The sequence below is a fragment of the Actinomycetospora aeridis genome (genome assembly GCF_037400275.1).
Classification (GTDB): domain Bacteria; phylum Actinomycetota; class Actinomycetes; order Mycobacteriales; family Pseudonocardiaceae; genus Actinomycetospora; species Actinomycetospora aeridis.
The window spans coordinates 47,287-64,984 of sequence record NZ_JBBEGL010000006.1; the positions used below are offsets into that span (position 1 = coordinate 47,287).

Genomic DNA, 17,698 nt, shown 5'->3' on the forward strand with positions numbered 1-17,698 from the left:
ACCGTGTGGGACGTGCCACGATGGGGATCCCGATTCCGCTCCCCGCCCCCGTGGTGGCCTGACGCCGCGCCGTCCGGCGCTCGGAGGACCCCGTGCCCGTCCTGCCCGGAGCCGAGCCCTTCGCCTCCGATCCCGGCGACGGGACGCGGGAGATCGGTGTCGTGCTCAGCCACGGGCTCACCGGCACGCCGCAGAGCATGCGCGCGTGGGGCGAGGCGCTCGCCGCCGAGGGCATCGGGGTCCGCGGTCCGCGCCTGCCCGGTCACGGCACGCGCTGGCAGGACCTCAACCGCACCCGCTGGCCGGACTGGTACGGCGAGGTCGAGCGGGCCGTCGACGACCTGCGGCGCGAGTACCGGTCGGTGTTCGTGTTCGGCCAGTCGATGGGCGGGACGCTGACGCTGCGCCTCGCGCAGGAGCGCGGGGACGACCTCGCCGGCATCGCGCTGGTCAACCCGTCGGTCACCACGCTGCGCAAGGACGCGGCGGTCGCGCCCTACATCCAGTGGATCGTGCCGTGGGTGCCCGGCGTCGCCAACGACATCAAGAAACCCGGCGTCACCGAGCTGGCCTACGACCGCCTGCCGACCCGCGCGGCGGTGTCGCTCACCGCCCTGTGGCGCCTGGTGCGGGCCGACCTCGGGCGGGTGCGCTGCCCGGTCCTGCTCTTCCACTCCCCCACCGACCACGTCGTGGAGCCGGTCAACAGCACGCTCGTGCTGGACGGCATCGGGTCCGACGACGTCACCGACGTCGTGCTCGCCGACAGCCACCACGTCGCGACGCTCGACAACGACGCCCCCCGGATCGTCACCGACAGCGTGGCCTTCGTCCGCCGCGTGCACGCCGCCCGCACGGCCGAGCACTCCGTGCCGGACCCCACCGGCTCCACCTCAGGGACCACCGCATGACCGCTCCCGACCCCGACGCCACCGGACCCGACGGCGTGCGACCCGATCCGGGCGCCGCCCGGCGTCCCGACCTCCCCGCCGACGTCGACGCCGCGTTCGCCTCGATCGTCGCCGACTGGGCGGCGGACGGGGCCCCGCGGTGGCCGGACGAGATGTCCGGTCCGGAGCTCCCCGAGCCGTCGGACGCCCGCGCCGACGACGGGCCCTCCTCGGGTCTGGGCACGGCGACGCCCCCGCGCGGGCAGCGGCCGGCCCCTCCGGATTCCTCTCCGGACGCCCCCTCGGACGCCCCCTCGGACGCCCCGCCGGACGCCCCGCGCCCGGCCTCCCGGCCCCGCCCCGATCCCGCCGCCGACGGACACCGTCGCCACGTGCCGCCGGTCCCGCCCGAGGACGAGCACTTCGTCCCACCCGAGCCGCCGCCGCTGCCGCGCCTGGGTCTGAGCAGCCTGCTCGGGCTCGCGCTGCTCGTGGTCGGGGTCGTGCTGCTGGCCGTGCCCGGGCTGCTCGGCGGGCCCGTCGGGCTGGGCATCGTGCCCGGCCTGCTCGCCATGACCGCAGGGCTCGGCTGGCTGGTGTTCGGCCTGCGGCGGGCCCGGGGCTCGGACGGGGACGGATCGGACGACGGCGCGATCCTCTAGCGCTGCGCCGCCCGTTCGCGCGCGTCCAGTGCGGCGCCGACGATGCCCGCGCGTCCCCCGAGCACGGCGGCGCGGACGTCGGCCAGGCGACGGTGCCCGCCGCCGGTGACCTCGTCGGCGTAGCGCCGCCGGGCCCGGTCCAGGTAGAGGTCCGCCGACGCCGAGACCTCGCCGCCGATGACCACGACGTCGGGGTCGAACACGTCCGCCACCAGCGCGAGGGCCTGTCCGAGCCACTCGGCGAACTCGTCGACGACGCGGCGGGCCAGGACGTCGCCCGCCTCGGCGGCGTGGGCGACGTCGCGCCCGGTCACCGGCTCGGCGCGCTCCCAGGTCGCCCGGAGCAGCGAGAAGTCCTCCGTCGCCGCGATGAGCTCCTCCGCCGAGCGGCCCAGCGCCGTCCCGCTGCAGTAGCGCTCGAGGCATCCCCGCTTGCCGCAGGGGCAGGGGCGCCCGCCGCGGACCACGGTGAGGTGCCCGAGCTCGGGGGCGACGCCGAACGCCCCGCGGTAGACGGCGCCGTCCACCAGCAGGGCGGCCCCGATCCCCGTGCCGAGGGCGACCAGTACGGCGACGGACGCGCCGGCTGCCGCGCCCACCCGGTGCTCGGCCAGCCCGGCGGCGTTCGCGTCGTGCTCGAGCACCACGGGCAGGCCGAGGCGGTCGGTGAGGCGTTCGACGACCGCGTCGTCACGCCACGGCAGGTGGGCGCCGAAGGCCACGCTGCGCCGGTCGGGGTCGACGAACCCGGCCACCGCCAGGCCGACCGCGGCGACCGGGCGCTGCGCGGCGAGGTCACCCACGAGCTCGGCCACGGTGTCGTCGAGGGACCGGGCGCGTTGCGCGGTCGGGGCCGCCGCCTCGGCGAGGACCGTCCCGTCGGCCTCGACGACCCCGGCGCGCACGGACGTGCCGCCGATGTCGACGCCGATGGTGAGCACCGTGTCGGTCGGCTCGGTGGTCACGGTGGCGGAGCCGCGCCGCCCGCCGCGTCCGGGCCGGGCGTCCCGGACGGCCGGGCCGGACGCTCGGGTCGCCGGATCGCGATGCGCTGCACCGACGGGCGGGCGGGGCTCCCCGCCGAGCCGGTCGGGGCCGCCTGCGGGCCGTCGGTGGTGCCGGCCGGGGCCGGTGTGGGGCTCGGCGTGGGGCTCGAGGTGGGACCCGTCGTGGGGCTCGGCGTGGCCGCGGCCGCCGGTGCGGGCGTGTCGCGGAAGGTCGCCGAACGGGGCGAGGCGCGGCGGATCGGGACGCGCCCACGGCCGGCGGGGCCGGCGGGACGGCGGGGCCGGGAGGCGGCGGGGGTGGCGGGGGTGTCCTCGGCGCCGGGCCGGCTGCCGGGCGCGGCGTCGCACTCGGGAGCATCCGCCGGGCCCGCAGCATCCCCGGGGGCCGAGGCGTCCGGGGACGCGGCGCCCCAGCCGTCCCACGCGCCCCACTCGGCGGGCCCGCCCGCCGGGGGCGCGTGGTGCTCATGAGAAGTGTGGTGGCCAGGGTCCTGATGCGTCTGGACCATCAGGCGCAGCAGCGTCATCAACCCCGACGCCTGCTCCGCGAGGCGGGCCGTGAGCTCGGGCTGCTCACCGCGCAGCGCCGCCACGAGGGCGCAGATCGGGCACCAGGCGCAGGGCCCGGGGCTCTGCGGCGGGCGCATCCCGAGCCGGGAGTGGCCCGCCGTCGTCCGGCGCGAGCCCCCGGCGGGGCCACCGCCCGCACCGGTGGACGTCGCCTCCACGCGGGTGCCGAGCCAGTCGATCAGGGCCGACGCCGTCGCGCGGGCCTCCTCGGTCAGGCGCTCCTGCGCGGCGCGCCCGGCGTCGGCACCCTCCGCCCCTCCCCCCGGCGTGCTCACCGCATCCACACTGCGGGGTCGGGGCGGAACACCACGGAGAGCAGGTCGTCGCCGAGGTCGGCGCCCGTGACCTCGCAGCGGCGCAGCACGGGCGGCAGGGAGACCGCGCGGCGGCGCCCGTCGACGGTGACGGCGAGCTCGTCGCCGATGCGGGCGAGGTCGACGTCGGCCTCACCGATCCCGGCCACGTGCAGGTCGAGCACGAACTCGCTGTCGGGCTCCGTGCCCGCGCCCGCGGTGCGGCGGACGGCCACGAGGGCCCGGCCGACCGGGCCGTCGAGGGGGTCGTCGTCGCCGTAGAGGGTCTCGGCCAGCGCCGCGAGCTCCTCGACGCCGACCGGCTCGCCGGCACGGTGGGGCACCCGCCGGACCGGGACGTCGCCGCCGGCGCCGGAGAGGTCGGCGAGCACGGCCTCCTGCTCGGCGCGGCGGGCCCGCACCCAGGTGGCCGCCTCGCCGCGCCCCTTGCCGGCGTCGGGGACCAGGCGGTTCGCGACCATCCCGTCGACGTGCAGCCCGTGGAGGGCCAGGGCGGTCAGCGTGCGACGGGTCTCGGCGGCGACGACCCGTTCCGGGGTGAGCACGAGGCGGATCGTCGTGGTGCGGTGATCGGCGAGGAGGTCACGCAGACCGGCGAGCTGCTCGGCGAGGCGCGAGAGCGAGGCCGCGGCGGCGTCCCACCGCGCCACCGTGGCGCTGCTGCCGGCGAGCCCCGCCAGGACGCCGCGCACGGCGCGCCGGTGGGTCGGGAAGAGACGTTCGAGGTAGGAGCCGAGGGCCTCCGGCAGGGCCAGGAGCCGCAGGGTCTCGGCGGTGGGCCCGCAGTCGACGACGACGACCTCCCAGGGCCCGTCGACCGTCGCGCGCCGGACGTCCTCGAGGGCCAGCAGCTCCTCGACGCCCGGCAGGACGGTCAGCTCGTCGGCGACCATCTCGTCGACCCCGGCGCCGGCGAGCAGCGTGCGCAGCTGGGCGCGCAGCGGCTCCCAGGCCTCGTCGACGAGGGCGCGGGTGTCGATGTGGGCGGCGAACAGGCCCGGGTAGAGCGCGGGGGCGACCTCGCGGGGGGTGCCGTCGAGCGGGGCGGCCAGCGAGTCGCCGAGCGAGTGCGCGGGGTCGGCGGAGAGGGCGAGCACCTTGCGCCCGCCGCGGGCGAGCGCCACGGCCGTCGCGGCGGCGGTGGTCGTCTTCCCGACCCCGCCCTTGCCGGTGAACAGCAGGACCCGCACTCAGCCCTCCACGCGACGCTTCAGCCCGGTCAGCGCCTGGTCCATGATGCGCTTCTCGGCCCGTCGCTTCAGCAGGCCGGGCAGCGGCACGGCGAGATCCACCGAGAGGGTGTACGTCACCTCGGTGCCGCCGCCGCTCTCGGCCACCCGGTAGCGGCCGCGCTGGGAGCGCTGCATCTGCCCGGACACGAGGTCCCAGGTGACGCCGTCGTCCACCCAGTCGTAGGCCAGCACGTAGGTGTCCTTGATCGGCCCGGCGTCCAGCGAGAAGCGGACCTGCTCGGGCCGGCCCTCGTCGTCGTGGGTGAGCACCGAGGCCGAGGTGATCGAATCCGCCCACTCGGGGTAGGCGCCGAAGTCGGCGATGACCCCGAGCACGTCGGAGGCCGCCGCCGCGATCGTGATGGACTGGGTCGACTCGTCGGCCATGGCGCGGAAGGCTACCGCCGTACCCGAGTCCGGCGTCACGCCCGGTGGGCCCGCGGCGGACCGGGCGTGATCAGGCCCTCACCGGGTCGCGTCGCCGTGAGCGGGGTCCCACCGCGACCCCCACTCGCCGGGCGACACGCCCGGGGGGCGACCGGCCTCCAGCCGGTCCTTGAGCGCGAAGGCGACGGCCTTCGCGGCCCGCTGGCGCCGGACGACCTCGCGGGTGGCGGCCCGGCGCGTCAGCGTGCCGTCGACCGGGTCCACGCGCAGGAACCAGTGCAGCACCGTGCCGTCGCCGACGGCCTCGAGCCACACCTCCATGCTGCCGTGCCAGGCGTCCCCGACGACGCTCCAGCGCACACCCTGCGGGCCGCGGTCGGTGAACACGCGCAGCGCCAGGTCCGGCCAGAGGTCGCGCCACCGGCCCGGGTCCGCGAACTCGGGGGCCAGCCGCTCGGGCGGGACCGCGAGGAAGGTCTCGTCCACCACGTCCACGCTCGCCACCCGACCAGCGTGGCACGCGGCCGTTCCGACGCCGCCGATGGGCGGATTGTCCGGCTACCCGGAAGTAGTCGCCGCGACTATGGTCACAGCCGTCGCAGTGGGGCGCGGTCCAGGAAGTGGTGCCAGATGCAGCAGTACACGGAGCCGGCGGTCGCGAAGGTCGCCGACGACGACAACCTCACCTCCGCGCCGTGGGCGAACGCCGAGGCCCACGGCAGCGAGGTGGCCTACCGCCGCCTCGTGGACGACACCTGGCGCGACATCACGTTCGCGGCCTTCCGCGACGACGTCGCCGCCGTCGCCAAGGGGTTCATCGCCGCCGGGCTGGCGCCGGGCGACCGTGTCGGGCTGATCTCGAAGACCCGCTACGAGTGGACGCTCGTGGACTACGCCCTCTGGGCGGCCGGCGCGGTGACGCTGCCGATCTACGAGACCTCCTCGGCAGACCAGGTCGAGTGGTGCCTGTCCGACTCCGGCGCGCGCGGCGTCGTCGTCGAGTCCGACGAGCACCTCGCGATCGTCGAGGACCTGCGGGCGAAGCTCCCCGACCTCGGACACGTCTGGCAGATCGACGGCGCCTCGGGTGCCGTCGACGCCCTGCGCGAGGCCGGCGCCGGGGTGGACGACGCCACCCTCGAGGAGCGTCGGACGGCCGTGCACGCCGACGACCTCGCGACGCTGATCTACACCTCGGGCACCACCGGGCGCCCCAAGGGCTGCGAGATCACCCACCGCAACCTGCTGTTCGAGGTCCGCGCCGTCGCCGACACCTTCGGCGACCTCATGCAGCCGGGCAACAGCACGCTGCTGTTCCTGCCGCTGGCACACATCTTCGCCCGCGTCATCCAGTGCGCGGCGCAGGAGTACCGCTACACGATCGGCCACTTCGCCGACACGAAGAAGCTCACCGCCGAGCTCCCGCGCTTCCAGCCGGACTTCCTGCTCTCGGTGCCGCGCGTGTTCGAGAAGGTCTACAACGGCGCGAAGGCCAAGGCGCACGGCGAGGGCAAGGGCCGGATCTTCGACATCGCCGAGGCGACCGCCGTCAACTACAGCAAGGCGCTCGACGCCGGGGGGCCCGGCATCGCCCTGCGCCTGCAGCACGCCCTGTTCGACAAGCTCGTCTACGGCAAGCTGCGCGCGGCGCTCGGCGGGAAGGTCCTCGGCGCGGTCTCCGGCGGCTCCGCCCTCGGGGCGCGGATCGGCCACTTCTTCCGCGGGGTCGGCGTGCCGATCCACGAGGGCTACGGGCTCACCGAGACCTCCGCGGCCGTCACCGCCAACCCGAACCGGGCGATCAAGGTCGGCACGGTCGGCAAGCCGATCCCCGGCGTCACCATCGCCATCGCCGACGACGGCGAGGTGCTCGCCAAGGGCGACGTCGTGTTCCGCGGCTACTGGAACAACCAGGAGGCCACGGCGTCGACGATCGTGGACGGCTGGTTCCACACCGGCGACCTCGGCAGCCTCGACGACGACGGCTACCTCTCGATCACGGGCCGGAAGAAGGAGCTCATCGTCACCGCGGGCGGCAAGAACGTCGCCCCCGCGGTGCTCGAGGACCGTGTCCGCGCCCACCGCCTCGTCAGCCAGGCGCTGGTCGTCGGCGACAACAGGCCCTACATCGGCGCGCTGATCACCCTCGACCCCGAGGCCCTGCCGGGCTGGAGCAGCGAGCACGGCAAGGACAGCTCCGACCCGGCCGCCCTCACCGAGGACCCGGACGTCCGGGCGGAGATCTCGGCGGCGATCGACGACGCCAACCGCGCGGTCTCCAAGGCCGAGGCGATCAAGCAGTGGCGCATCCTGACGAGCGACTTCACCGAGGAGAGCGGCGAGCTCACCCCGACGATGAAGCTCAAGCGCAACGTCATCGCCGAGAAGCGCGCCGACGACATCGAGGCCGTCTACCAGCAGCGCTGAGGTCCCGACCCGACGAACGAACGGCGCTTTCGCTGCTTCCGAAGCAGCGAGAGCGCCGTTCGTTTCGCGGGTCGGCGCGCGAGCGGAGCAGCGGGGTCCGGCGAGCGGGTCAGCCGGCGGCGAGGGCGCGCAGGCGCGCCGCGCGGGCGTCCCACGTCCAGTCGGCGCGCATCCACCGCCGCCCCGCCTCGCCCATGGCGCGGGCGGCGTCGGGGGCGGCGAGCAGGTCGGCGAGGGTCTCCGCGACGTCGGCGGGGTCCCGACCGTCGACGAGACGCCCCGTCGTCCCCGCGCGCACGGTCTCGGGCGCGCCCCCGGAGCGGCCGGCGATCACCGGCACCCCGCACGCCTGCGCCTCGAGCAGCACGATGCCGAGGCCCTCGACGTCCAGGCCGCCGCCGAGCGTGCGGCACGGCAGCGCGGACACGTCGGCGGCGACGTGGTGCGCCGGGACCTCGTCGGGGGTCATGGGACCCGTGAAGACGACGTGGTCGGCGACGTCGTGGCGGCGGGCGAGGCGACGCAGCCGGTCGCGGTCGGGACCGTCGCCCGCGACGAGGAGCGCGGCGCCGGGGACGAGGCGGCGCAGGCGGGCGAGCGCGGCGATGAGGACGTCCTGACCCTTCCGCCGGACCAGGCGCGACACGCAGCCGACGACCGGCCGCTCCCCCAGCCCGTGACGCCGCCGGATCTCCTCGCGCGCGCCGGGGTCGGGCCGGAACCGGTCGGTGTCGATGCCCGACGGGAGCGGCTCGAGGGCGGCGTCCGGCCCGAGCGCCGGGGCGATCCGTCCCCGTGTGTAGCGGCTGACGGTCGTGACGACGTCGCTGTCGTGCCCGATCCGCGCCAGGAGCTGGCGGCTGCCCGGCAGCATCGACCACCCGACCTCGTGGCCGTGGGTGCTCGCGAGCACGCGCCCCGCGCCGGCCCGGCGCAGCGCGGGGGCCATGAGGCCCAGCGGGGCCGCGGCGCCGAACCACACCGTCTGCGCGCCGTGGGCGCGCACCAGCTCCGCGGCCCGCCGGGTGGCCCCGGGTGTGGGCAGCATCATCGTCGTGGGCAGGCGGTGCACCTCGAACGGCTGCGCGGCGTCGAAGCGGCGGCACGCGGCGAGGGCCTCGTCGGTGTGCTTCCAGGTCGAGGCGAGGACGACGAGCTCGTCGGACGGCAGGTGCGTGGCGAGCGCGTGCAGGTAGGACTGGATGCCGCCGGGACGGGGCGGGAAGTCGTTGGTGACCAGCAGGGTGCGCGCCACGGCCGGAGCCTCGCACGGGCACCCCGGGCCCTCGGCACCCACCGCTGGGGCCGAGTCGTGATCACCCCCAGGCGCCGACGAACTCCGCGGCCGCCGCGTTGACGATCCCGGGGTGCGAGGCGCTCAGGAAGTGCCGGCCGCCCTCGACGACCCGCAGCTCGGTGTGCGGGGAGCGGGTGAACAGGCCGATCTCGTCCTGCGCGTTGGCCACCGAGTACACCGGGTCCTCGGTACCGTGCAGCCAGAGCACCGGGCAGCGGACCTCGTCGAGACGCCCGTGCAGCCCGTCCCGGTCGCGCAGGTTGATCGAGGACGTCCGCAGTCGGCGGCGGCCGGCGTCGCCGGTGTAGTTCTGCTGGTGGGTCGCGTGCCAGAAGGCGCGCGTCTCCTCGTCCACCTCGCCGAGCCCCTCCGCCAGGACGGCGTCGACCATCTCGGTCGGGATCACCCAGCCCTCACCGACCGGCTCCGCGAGGGCGTCGATCGCGGGTGTGCAGAACGCGATGCCGTCCCAGCAGCCGAGCTCGCGGCTGCGGGGGCTCTCGAAGTCCATCGAGGTGCCGAGCGGGATCACGCCCTGGACGACGTCCGGGGCGAGCAGCGCCATCCGCACAGCGATCCAGCCTCCCTGCGACGTCCCGAGCACGAAGGCGCGCCCGATGCCGAGGGCGTCGAGGACCTGGAGCGCCGCGGCGGCGGTGTCCCAGTAGGTGAAGTCGGCGAACCCGGCGCGGGTGCTGCCGTGGCCGTAGGGCTCGATCGCCAGCAGGTTCGCGGTGCGGCCGAGCTCCTCGTCGGCGAACTGCGGGCGGTAGAGGTCCACCGACGTCGTGAACGAGTTGACCATCACGAGCGTCGGGAGGGTCTCGTCGAACGGCTCGCCGAGCGCGTACCCGACGTGCGAGGAGCCGAGGTGGGGCACTGTGATCGTCCGGGCCGCGCTCATGGGGCCGGATCGTGTGGCGTGGACCACGCCGGTGTCAATCGGGTGATCCGGACACGGTCCCGGGCACCGCCTCAGAGCACGACCCGCCGGACCCCGCTGAGGCTGGAGCGGACCTCGGAGACCTTGACGACGTCGCCGGACTGCGGCGCTTCGAGGAACTTGTTGTCGCCGACGTAGAACCCGACGTGGGTGACCGGCTCGTTGAAGAACAGCAGGTCACCGGGGCGGGCGTCGGACATCGCGACCGGGATGCCGATCAGGGCCTGCTGGCGGCTGACCCGCGGCAGCCCGACCCCGACCTGGCGGTAGGCCCACTGCACCAGCCCCGAGCAGTCGTAGGTGGACGGGCCGGTGGCGCCCCACAGGTAGGGCTTGCCCTGCTGGGTCAGCGCCACCCGCAGCGCCTCGATCGCGATCCCGGAGCCGGGGATGTTCGTCGGGAAGTCGGTGGTGCCTCCGCGGCGTAGTGCGGCCAGGGTGGCCGGGTCGGCGTCGGCGAGGGCGTCCTCGGCCGCGGCGACCTCGCGGTCGGCGTCGTCCTGGCGGCGGGCGGCGTCGTCGGCGGTGCGCTGGGCGTCGGAGGCAGAGCGTTCGGCGTCCAGGGTGCGCGCGGCCGCGTCGCGCTCGGCGTTCTCCGCGGCGGCGGTGGCGTCGAGGAAGCGCTGGACGAACGCGCGGTTCTCGGTGGAGATGGTGTCGAGCAGGGTGGTGCGCTCGAGGTAGGCCTGCGGGGACTCCGAGCCGAGCACCGCGGCCAGCGCGTCGAGCTGCCCGCCCTGGAACGCGGCACGGGAGATCGCGTCGACGTCGACGAACGCCCGGTCGCGTTCGGCCCTGGCCTCGTCGGCGACCTCGCGGGCGGCACGCTCCTCGCGACGGGTGCGCTCGGCCTCGCCGCGGCGCACCCGCAGCTGCTCCTCCGCGTCCAGCGACGCCTCCGTGGCGTCGGCCGCGCGGGCGTTGGCCTGGGCGAGGGCCGTGACGGCGTCGGAGGCTCCGGGCGGGACGATGGGGTCAGCCGCGGCGGGGGCGGCGGGCGCGAGCCCGGTCGCGAGGAGTGCCGCCGCGAGGGCGGCGACGACGGTCGCCCCGGCACCGCGTCGTGCCCGCCGCCGTCCGCCGGCACGCACGCACTCGCCACGGCACGCCCTGTCACGGGGGGACGCCACGATCTCGTCGGGTCCTCTCTGCGCTGCTCGGCGCCACCGCGCACCCGGCACGGGCGGACCTCACGGGCCACCCCGGTGCCGGACACCTCGGCCCCCGACGGCCACGGTCCGGAGCTCGCGACGGCACCGCGGGCGCCTCGCGAACGGGCGAACCCTACCGAGGCGTAACGGACGTCCCGCACCGGCCGTGGCCGCCCGGCGGGCGCCCTGGCGGCGGGCGGTCCGGCGCGCGATCCGGCGCGCTGGCGGCGCAGCCGGCGGATCACCCGACGCCCCGGGCCCGACGAGACGCCGACCGCTCCGGGGACGGGCGCGGCGGGGCCTCCGGCGCGGGCGGCACGAGCCGCAACCGCGGGATGAGCCCGTGGTCGGCCAGGACCTCGAGCGCCCGCTGCTCGACGGGCCCGAACTCGAGGGGCAGCGGCCCGCCGGGCGGGGCGTCGGACGGGCGGACCGTCCCGTCGCCGGCGGCCGGGACCGTGGGCGTGCCCAGGAGCACGCCCACGACGCAGTCGTGGCAGGCGACGTCGCGGACGGCGCAGGTGTCGCAGTCGATCAGCACGGGAGCCTCCGTGGCTCGCTCCCCGGCCGGTCCGGGGTGTTGACGCGAACGGTAGGAGCGACCCCCGACAACGCCGGGCGCGCGAGGCGCTGACCAGGTCAGATGGGCGTCAGATACGGGCCAGACGGGTCAGCAGCACGCTCGACGGGACCGGGTGGGCGCCCTGCCGGCGCACCGAGTCGACGACCGCCCGGTCCGAGGTCACGACCACCAGGGGCCGCCCCTCCGGCTCCGCCCCGACGAGCGAGCGGATGAGGTCGTCGGCGATCACGCCGGGGTCGCTGAACAGCACCCGCACGCCGCGGACCGAGTGCGTCGGCACCCCGGTGATCCCGGCCCCGTCGAACACGAGCGTCGTCTCCGCACCCGTCCGCGCGGTCAGCGGGGCGACCGCCGCGACGAGCCGCTCGCGCTGCGCGGCCAGGGACAGCTCCGGCCAGCCGGTCTTCGTGACGTTGTAGCCGTCGACGACCAGGTGCACCTCGGGCAGCGCGAGCAACCGGTCCAGCGCGGCGGGGTCGGTGACGCGGGCCTTGGGCGTCGTGCCCGAGCCGGCGCCGACGAGCTCGGCGGGCCGGGCCCCGGTGTCCCCGGCGCGCAGGCCGAGCTCCTGGCGCAGGCCCTCCGCGGCGCCCGCGACGGTGTCGACGAGCAGCGCGAGCCGGGCGTCGTCGGCACGCCGGGCGTCGACCGCGGCGCGGCGCGCGTTCGTGAGGTCGGCCGCTGCCCGTCGAGCCCGGTCCTCGGCGGCCGCCGCGTGCTCGCGCTGACGGTCGCGGTCGCGGCGCAGCTCCTCCAGCTCGGCGCGCAGGCCGCCGTCCCCCGCCTCGCGGGCGGCGCGCAGCTCGGCGGCCTCGTCCTCGGCGCGCCGGACACGGGTGCCCTGCTCGCGCAGCCGGGCGCGGAGCTTGGCGATCTCGTCACGGCTCTCCGCCGCGGCGGCGTCCACCGCGGCGCGGGCTTCGTCGCGCTCGCCCGTCAGACGGTGCACCTCGGCCTCCAGGCGCTCGACCCGTGCCAGTGCGGCGTCGCGCTCGGCGCGGGCCTTCCCGGCGTCGGCGCGCTCCCCGACGTCGCGGACCAGCCCCGACCCGTCCTCCCGCCCCTCGAGCACGGCCACGGCCGCGGCGTGCACCGGGTCGGGCGCCGGGGGCCGCCAGTCCGCGGGCCGCTCCTCGGCCCACCAGTCGACGACGAGCGTCGCGAAGCCCGTGGCGCTGCCGAGGGCGCCGAGGAGGGGCCCCGCGCCGACCCGGGCGCGCTTGGCGGGCGCGAACCGCGCGACCGGCCGGACCGGCGGCGGGAGCTCCGTGACGGGCAGGTTCCCGACGGCCACGGCGACGAGCTCGGCGACCTTGGCGCGCACCGCCTCGGGCGCGGACTCCAGCAGGCGCACCCGGACCGCGGAACGGGCGGCCGGGTCGTCGGCGTCGAGGGCGGCGTCGGGGGCGGCGTCCGGATCGTCCGGGCACGGCGCAGCCGGCTGCCCCGGCTCGGCGTCGCCCTCCCCCATGACCGGTCAGGCTAGACCCGCCCCAGGTGCCGGGGCCGCCCTCGCCGCGAGCGTGTGGCGTCGCGGACGTCCAGTGTCTGCGGTGGCCCACCGCCGACACGCGACACGCCCCGCGACGCGCCGACGCGGGCGGGGTTGTCGGGGGTCGGTCCTAGCGTCCGCCGGCGATGGACGCTCCCGCCCGTCCGGTCACCGGTCCGGACCCCCAGCTCTCGTTCGGCGAGCTCGGCACGCCGCTCTCGGCGGTCACGTTCGTCGTCGTCGACCTGGAGACCACGGGCGGGCCGCCCGACTCCGACGCCATCACCGAGATCGGGGCGGTCAAGGTCCGCGCGGGCGAGGTCGTCGGCGAGTTCGCGACGCTCGTCGACCCCGGGGTCGCGGTGCCCCCGCAGATCGTCTCGCTCACCGGGATCACCACGGCGATGGTCCGCGACGCCCCGAAGCTGCCGGCGGTGCTGGGCGCGTTCCTGGAGTTCTGCGCGGGCGCCGTCCTCGTGGCCCACAACGCCCCGTTCGACATCGGCCACCTCCGGGCGGCGTGCCGGCGCCACGGCCCGTCGTGGGCGCGGCCCGCCGTCGTCTGCACGGCGCGGCTGGGCCGCCGCGTCCTGTCCCGCGACGAGGCCCCGTCGTGCCGGCTCTCGGCCCTGGCGACGCTGTTCCACGCGCGGACACGGCCGATCCACCGGGCCCTGGACGACGCGAAGGCCACCGTCGACGTCCTGCACGGCCTGCTCGAACGCGTCGGCGGGCGGGGCGTCTCGACGCTCGAGGACCTGCTGGCCCTGCAGGTCGAGGTCAGCCCGGCCCAGCGCGCCAAGCGCCACCTCGCCGACGCCGTCCCCGAGGAGCCCGGGGTGTACCTCTTCCGCGGGCCGGGTGACGAGGTGCTCTACGTCGGCACCAGCATCGACCTGCGCCGGCGGGTGCGCTCCTACTTCACCGGCGGCGACAGGCGGGCGCGCATGAAGGAGATGATCGGCCTCGTCGAGCGGGTCGACTGGGTGGTCTGCGCGACGTCGCTCGAGGCGGAGGTCCGCGAGCTGCGCCTCCTCGCGGGGCACGCCCCCCGGTACAACCGGCGCTCGCGCTTCCCCCACCGCGGCTGGTGGGTCGCGCTGACCGACGAGCCCTTCCCCCGCCTCTCCGTCGTGCGGACGCCGCGCGCCGACGCCGTCGGGCCGTTCGGGCGCCGCGCCGACGCCGTCGCCGCCGTCCAGGCCCTGCAGGACGCGGTGCCGCTGCGCCCGTGCACCCAGCGGATCCCGGCCCGGGGCGCGTCGGGCACGCCGTGCGCGCTGTACGAGATGGACCGCTGCGCGGCCCCGTGCGCGGGGCACGTGGACGTCGAGGCCTACCGGCCCGTGGTCGTCGACGCCCGGGCCCTGGTGCGCGGGGCCGACGACGCCGGGCTGCGCAGGCTCTCCGCGACGGTCGGCGCGCTCGCGGACGCGGAACGGTTCGAGGACGCGGCCGCCCACCGTGACCGTCTGGCCGACCTGGCCGCCGCGCTGGGCCGGGTGCAGCGCCTGTCCTCGGTCGCCGCGGCGCCCGAGATGATCGCCGCGCGGCCCGACGGCGCCCGCGGCTGGGATCTCGCCGTCGTCCGGCACGGGCGCCTGGCGTCGGCGGGCCGGGCGCGGCGCGGGGTGCCGCCGATGCCGGTGGTCGAGGCCCTGGTGGCCTCCGCGGAGACGGTGATCCCGGGCGACGGGCCGCTGCGGGGCGCGCCGCCCGAGGAGGTCGCGGTGGTCACGCGGTGGCTCGAGCGACCCGGCACGCGCATGGTGCGCACCACCACGCCCTGGGCCATGCCCGCCGCGGGGGCCGGGGCGTGGGCCGACTGGGTGGGACGCGCCCGCGAGGCACGCCGCGAGCCCGCGAGGGTGCCGGGCGACTCGCCCTAGACTCCGCGGGCGACACCACCCCGAGCGACGAGGAGCACCCGTGATCACGGCCTTCGTGCTGGTCAACGCCGACGCCGACCGCATACCCGAGACCGCCCAGGCCATCGCGGACCTCGACGGCGTCGCGGAGGTCTACTCCTGCGCGGGCGACGTCGACCTCGTCGCCGTGGTCCGGGTCAAGGAGCACGAGGACCTCGCCGACGCCATCGCCGGCGGCCTGTCGAAGGTCGAGGGCGTGCAGACGACGACCACGCACATCGCCTTCCGCTCCTACTCCTCGCGCGACGACGCGTCCGCCTTCTCCGTCGGGCTGGACTGAGCGCCGGCCGACGGAGCGGCGATACGGACACTCATCGTCAGCGGAGCCACTCCGCTGACACCGCCACACGCTAGCCGCGGACGGCGTGCGCCACGGCGGACCAGCGCTCCAGCAGGGCCGCGGCCGCGCCCGAGTCGACGGCCTCGGCGGCCCGTCGCCGGCCGGCGGCGACGCCCTCGTGCAGGTCGGTCATCGCCGCCCCGCTGACGGTTTCCTCGTAGGCGGCCAGCGCGGCACCGGCGTTCAGCAGCACGGCGTCGCGGACCGGGCCGCGCTCGCCGGCGAACACCGCGCGGGCCACGCTGGCGTTGTGCGCGGCGTCCCCGCCACGCAGGTCGCCCGGCCCCGAGACGGGCACACCGAGGGTCGCCGGGTCGAGGGTCTCGACGCGCACGCCGCCGGGGCCGGCGTGCCAGATGGTGGTCGTCGTCGCGGTGGTGATCTCGTCGAGCCCGTCGTCGCCCCGCACCACGACGGCGCGGTCGCCGCGCGCGGCGAGCACCTCGGCGAGGATCGGCGCGAACCGCACGTCGGCGCACCCGATGAGCGCCGCACCGGGCCGGGCCGGGTTGGTGAGCGGGCCGAGCAGGTTGAACGCGGTGGGCACGCCGAGCTGTCCCCGGACGGGCCCGGCGTGGCGCATCGCCGGGTGGAAGACCTGGGCGAAGCAGAAGCCGATGCCGACCTCCGCGACGCACCGCGCGACGGCGTCGGGACCGAGGTCGACCGGGACGCCGAGCGCCTCGAGGACGTCCACCGACCCGCTCTGCGACGACGCCGCGCGCCCCCCGTGCTTCACCACGCGGGCCCCCGCCGCGGCCATCACCACCGAGGCCATGGTCGAGATGTTGACGGTGTGCGCGCCGTCGCCGCCGGTGCCCACGATGTCGACCACGGGCCCCGCGACGTCCACGGGCCGCGCGTGGGCGAGCATCGCGGTGGCGAGCCCGGCGATCTCCGGGGCCGTCTCCCCCTTCGCGCGCAGCGCCACGACGAAGCCGGCCACCTGCGCGGGCGACGCCTCGCCGGACATCACCTGGTCCATCGCCCACTCGGTGTCGTCCGCGGCGAGGTCGTGGCCAGCGAGCAGGCGCCCGAGCAGCCCGGGCCAGCTCGGCGCCGTCGCTGTGCTCCCGTCCGCCCGCGCGGTCACCCGCGGACGGCCGGACGCGCCCGCTCGCGCAGGACGGTGGCGACGGTCTCGGCCGCGGTCAGCGGGTCGAGCGGCTGCACGAGCACGGCGTCGGCCTGCGACCAGGTCGCGAGCCAGTGGTCGTCGCGACGGCGCACGACGACGATCACGGGCGGCGGGTCGTCGCTCTCGTTCTTGAGCTGGCGGCACACGCCCATCCCGCCGGTGGGCTGCGCCTCGCCGTCGAGCACGGCCAGGTCGATCTCGCCGGCGTCGGCCGCGCCCAGCACCTCGGCGACGTTGCCCGCCTCGACGAAGCGCAGACGCGGCAGGTCGGGCGCGGGCCGGCGCCCGACGGCCCCCGCGATCGCCTCGCGGACCTCCGGACGGTGGCTCATCACGACGACCGTGAGCGTCGGGGTCAGTGCCGTCATCGGACGCTGCACCCCGTGTCCGTGTCGAACGGTCCAGCTCCGCTGCGCTGCGTGTCCTGCATACGCCGGATGCTAGCGGGCGGCCCCGACGACGACGACCGCCTGCCGACGCACCCGCCGACCGGTACGACGACCCGACGTACGACGACGGGTAGGAGAACACGCAGGTGAGAGGCGGTGCAGGTCGGCGCGGGTGCGGGGCTCGCCGCCGGAGGGAGCGCGGGGCGACACCGCGACGACACATCGAGGCCTCGCCCCGACGGGCTGCTGTCGGCCGGAGGTGTCATCATGACGCCCGTGACGACCGCCCAGGGTGCGCCGGCGCCTTCCTTCAGCGCGAGGATTCACTCCCTCAACCGGCCCAACGTCGTGAGCGTGGGGACCATCATCTGGCTCTCGAGCGAGCTGATGTTCTTCGCCGGGCTGTTCGCCATGTACTTCGTCGCCCGGGCGAACGCGACCGAGGGCTGGCCTCCGGAGCCGACCGAGCTCGACGTCCCGTACGCGCTGGTCAACACGATCATCCTGGTGGCGTCGTCGTTCACCTGCCAGTACGGCGTGTTCGCCGCCGAGCGCGGCGACGTGTTCGGGCTGCGCCGCTGGTACGCGATCACGTTCGCGATGGGCACGATCTTCGTGCTCGGGCAGGTGCTCGAGTACCACACGCTCGTCACGGAGCACGCCACGACGATCTCGAGCAGCTCGTACGGCTCGGTCTTCTACATCACGACCGGGTTCCACGCGCTGCACGTCACGGGCGGTCTGATCGCGTTCATCCTGCTGATCGCCCGCACGTTCCTCAGTCGGTTCACGCCGGCGCAGGCGACGGCGGCGATCGTCGTCTCGTACTACTGGCACTTCGTCGACGTCGTCTGGATCGGCCTGTTCGCCGTCATCTACTTCATCCGCTGACGATGGCCGCGACACCGGACGACACCCCGCACGACCGCCAGGACCACCACCCACGGC

Annotated in this window: 18 protein-coding genes; 6 read left to right on the forward strand and 12 right to left on the reverse strand. The window is 76.4% G+C overall.

All coding sequences use genetic code 11. From position 1 onward, the window contains the following. Nucleotides 1-92: 92 nt before the first annotated feature. Together WCD41_RS21395 and WCD41_RS21400 are read left to right on the forward strand one after the other, a co-directional pair. Nucleotides 93-911: an alpha/beta hydrolase gene (locus WCD41_RS21395; RefSeq protein WP_337716192.1), complete on the forward strand. Its 819-nt coding sequence runs from the start codon at nt 93-95 to the stop codon at nt 909-911. After that, nucleotides 908-1,552, forward strand: coding sequence for a hypothetical protein (locus WCD41_RS21400; RefSeq protein ID WP_337716194.1), 645 nt, complete (start codon nt 908-910; stop codon nt 1,550-1,552). The genes WCD41_RS21395 and WCD41_RS21400 overlap by 4 nt, the downstream gene beginning before the upstream one ends. Here WCD41_RS21400 and WCD41_RS21405 read toward each other — a convergent pair. From WCD41_RS21405 to WCD41_RS21425, 5 genes are all read right to left on the reverse strand, one after another. After that, nucleotides 1,549-2,493, reverse strand: a complete 945-nt coding sequence (locus WCD41_RS21405; protein ID WP_337716999.1) for an ROK family protein — start codon at nt 2,491-2,493, stop codon at nt 1,549-1,551. The two genes, WCD41_RS21400 and WCD41_RS21405, sit on opposite strands and share 4 nt — an antisense overlap. Before the next feature lie 20 nt (nt 2,494-2,513). Continuing rightward, complete coding sequence (locus WCD41_RS21410; RefSeq protein WP_337716196.1) at nt 2,514-3,404, reverse strand: hypothetical protein; 891 nt, start codon at nt 3,402-3,404, stop codon at nt 2,514-2,516. Continuing rightward, nucleotides 3,401-4,633 (reverse strand): ArsA family ATPase, encoded by a 1,233-nt coding sequence (locus tag WCD41_RS21415; protein ID WP_337716198.1) that lies wholly within the window; start codon nt 4,631-4,633, stop codon nt 3,401-3,403. The genes WCD41_RS21410 and WCD41_RS21415 overlap by 4 nt, the downstream gene beginning before the upstream one ends. Further along, on the reverse strand, nt 4,634-5,062 hold the full coding sequence (locus tag WCD41_RS21420) for an SRPBCC family protein (RefSeq protein ID WP_337716201.1): 429 nt from the start codon (nt 5,060-5,062) through the stop codon (nt 4,634-4,636). Between the two features lie 78 nt (nt 5,063-5,140). Continuing rightward, a complete protein-coding gene (locus tag WCD41_RS21425; RefSeq protein WP_337716203.1) occupies nt 5,141-5,566 on the reverse strand; it encodes a polyketide cyclase / dehydrase and lipid transport in 426 nt (141 codons plus the stop codon). Between the two features lie 126 nt (nt 5,567-5,692). Here WCD41_RS21425 and WCD41_RS21430 point away from each other — a divergent pair, with 126 nt between their 5' ends. Next, nucleotides 5,693-7,489, forward strand: coding sequence for an AMP-dependent synthetase/ligase (locus tag WCD41_RS21430; protein ID WP_337716205.1), 1,797 nt, complete (start codon nt 5,693-5,695; stop codon nt 7,487-7,489). Between the two features lie 109 nt (nt 7,490-7,598). On the opposite strand, the gene WCD41_RS21435 is transcribed toward WCD41_RS21430, so the two are convergent. From WCD41_RS21435 to WCD41_RS21455, 5 genes are all read right to left on the reverse strand, one after another. Continuing rightward, entirely contained in the window at nt 7,599-8,744 is a 1,146-nt protein-coding gene (locus WCD41_RS21435) for a glycosyltransferase family 4 protein (protein ID WP_337716207.1), read from the reverse strand. A 61-nt stretch (nt 8,745-8,805) separates the two neighbouring features. Next, entirely contained in the window at nt 8,806-9,690 is an 885-nt protein-coding gene (locus tag WCD41_RS21440; protein WP_337716209.1) for an alpha/beta fold hydrolase, read from the reverse strand. 71 nt (nt 9,691-9,761) lie between these two features. Continuing rightward, nucleotides 9,762-10,820, reverse strand: coding sequence for a C40 family peptidase (locus WCD41_RS21445; protein ID WP_337716211.1), 1,059 nt, complete (start codon nt 10,818-10,820; stop codon nt 9,762-9,764). 301 nt (nt 10,821-11,121) lie between these two features. Continuing rightward, a complete protein-coding gene (locus WCD41_RS21450) occupies nt 11,122-11,421 on the reverse strand; it encodes a hypothetical protein (RefSeq protein ID WP_337716213.1) in 300 nt (99 codons plus the stop codon). Between the two features lie 109 nt (nt 11,422-11,530). Continuing rightward, on the reverse strand, nt 11,531-12,934 hold the full coding sequence (locus WCD41_RS21455; protein ID WP_337716216.1) for an NYN domain-containing protein: 1,404 nt from the start codon (nt 12,932-12,934) through the stop codon (nt 11,531-11,533). A 167-nt stretch (nt 12,935-13,101) separates the two neighbouring features. Between WCD41_RS21455 and WCD41_RS21460 the strand changes: the two genes are divergently transcribed. Both WCD41_RS21460 and WCD41_RS21465 read left to right on the forward strand, forming a co-directional pair. Beyond that, on the forward strand, nt 13,102-14,844 hold the full coding sequence (locus WCD41_RS21460; RefSeq protein WP_337716218.1) for a DEDD exonuclease domain-containing protein: 1,743 nt from the start codon (nt 13,102-13,104) through the stop codon (nt 14,842-14,844). A 40-nt stretch (nt 14,845-14,884) separates the two neighbouring features. Continuing rightward, nucleotides 14,885-15,163 carry an Lrp/AsnC family transcriptional regulator gene (locus WCD41_RS21465; RefSeq protein ID WP_337716219.1) on the forward strand — a complete coding sequence of 93 codons (279 nt, stop codon included), beginning with the start codon at nt 14,885-14,887 and terminating at the stop codon, nt 15,161-15,163. A 70-nt stretch (nt 15,164-15,233) separates the two neighbouring features. Here the strand turns inward: WCD41_RS21465 and trpD are convergent, their stop codons facing one another. Continuing rightward, entirely contained in the window at nt 15,234-16,316 is a 1,083-nt protein-coding gene (gene trpD / locus WCD41_RS21470) for an anthranilate phosphoribosyltransferase (RefSeq protein ID WP_337716221.1), read from the reverse strand. Beyond that, entirely contained in the window at nt 16,313-16,729 is a 417-nt protein-coding gene (locus tag WCD41_RS21475; protein WP_337716223.1) for a response regulator, read from the reverse strand. Before WCD41_RS21475 ends, trpD begins: the two co-directional genes overlap by 4 nt. A 288-nt stretch (nt 16,730-17,017) precedes the next feature. Between WCD41_RS21475 and ctaE the strand changes: the two genes are divergently transcribed. Beyond that, complete coding sequence (ctaE, locus tag WCD41_RS21480; RefSeq protein ID WP_337716225.1) at nt 17,018-17,641, forward strand: aa3-type cytochrome oxidase subunit III; 624 nt, start codon at nt 17,018-17,020, stop codon at nt 17,639-17,641. The last annotated feature ends 57 nt before the right edge of the window (nt 17,642-17,698 follow it).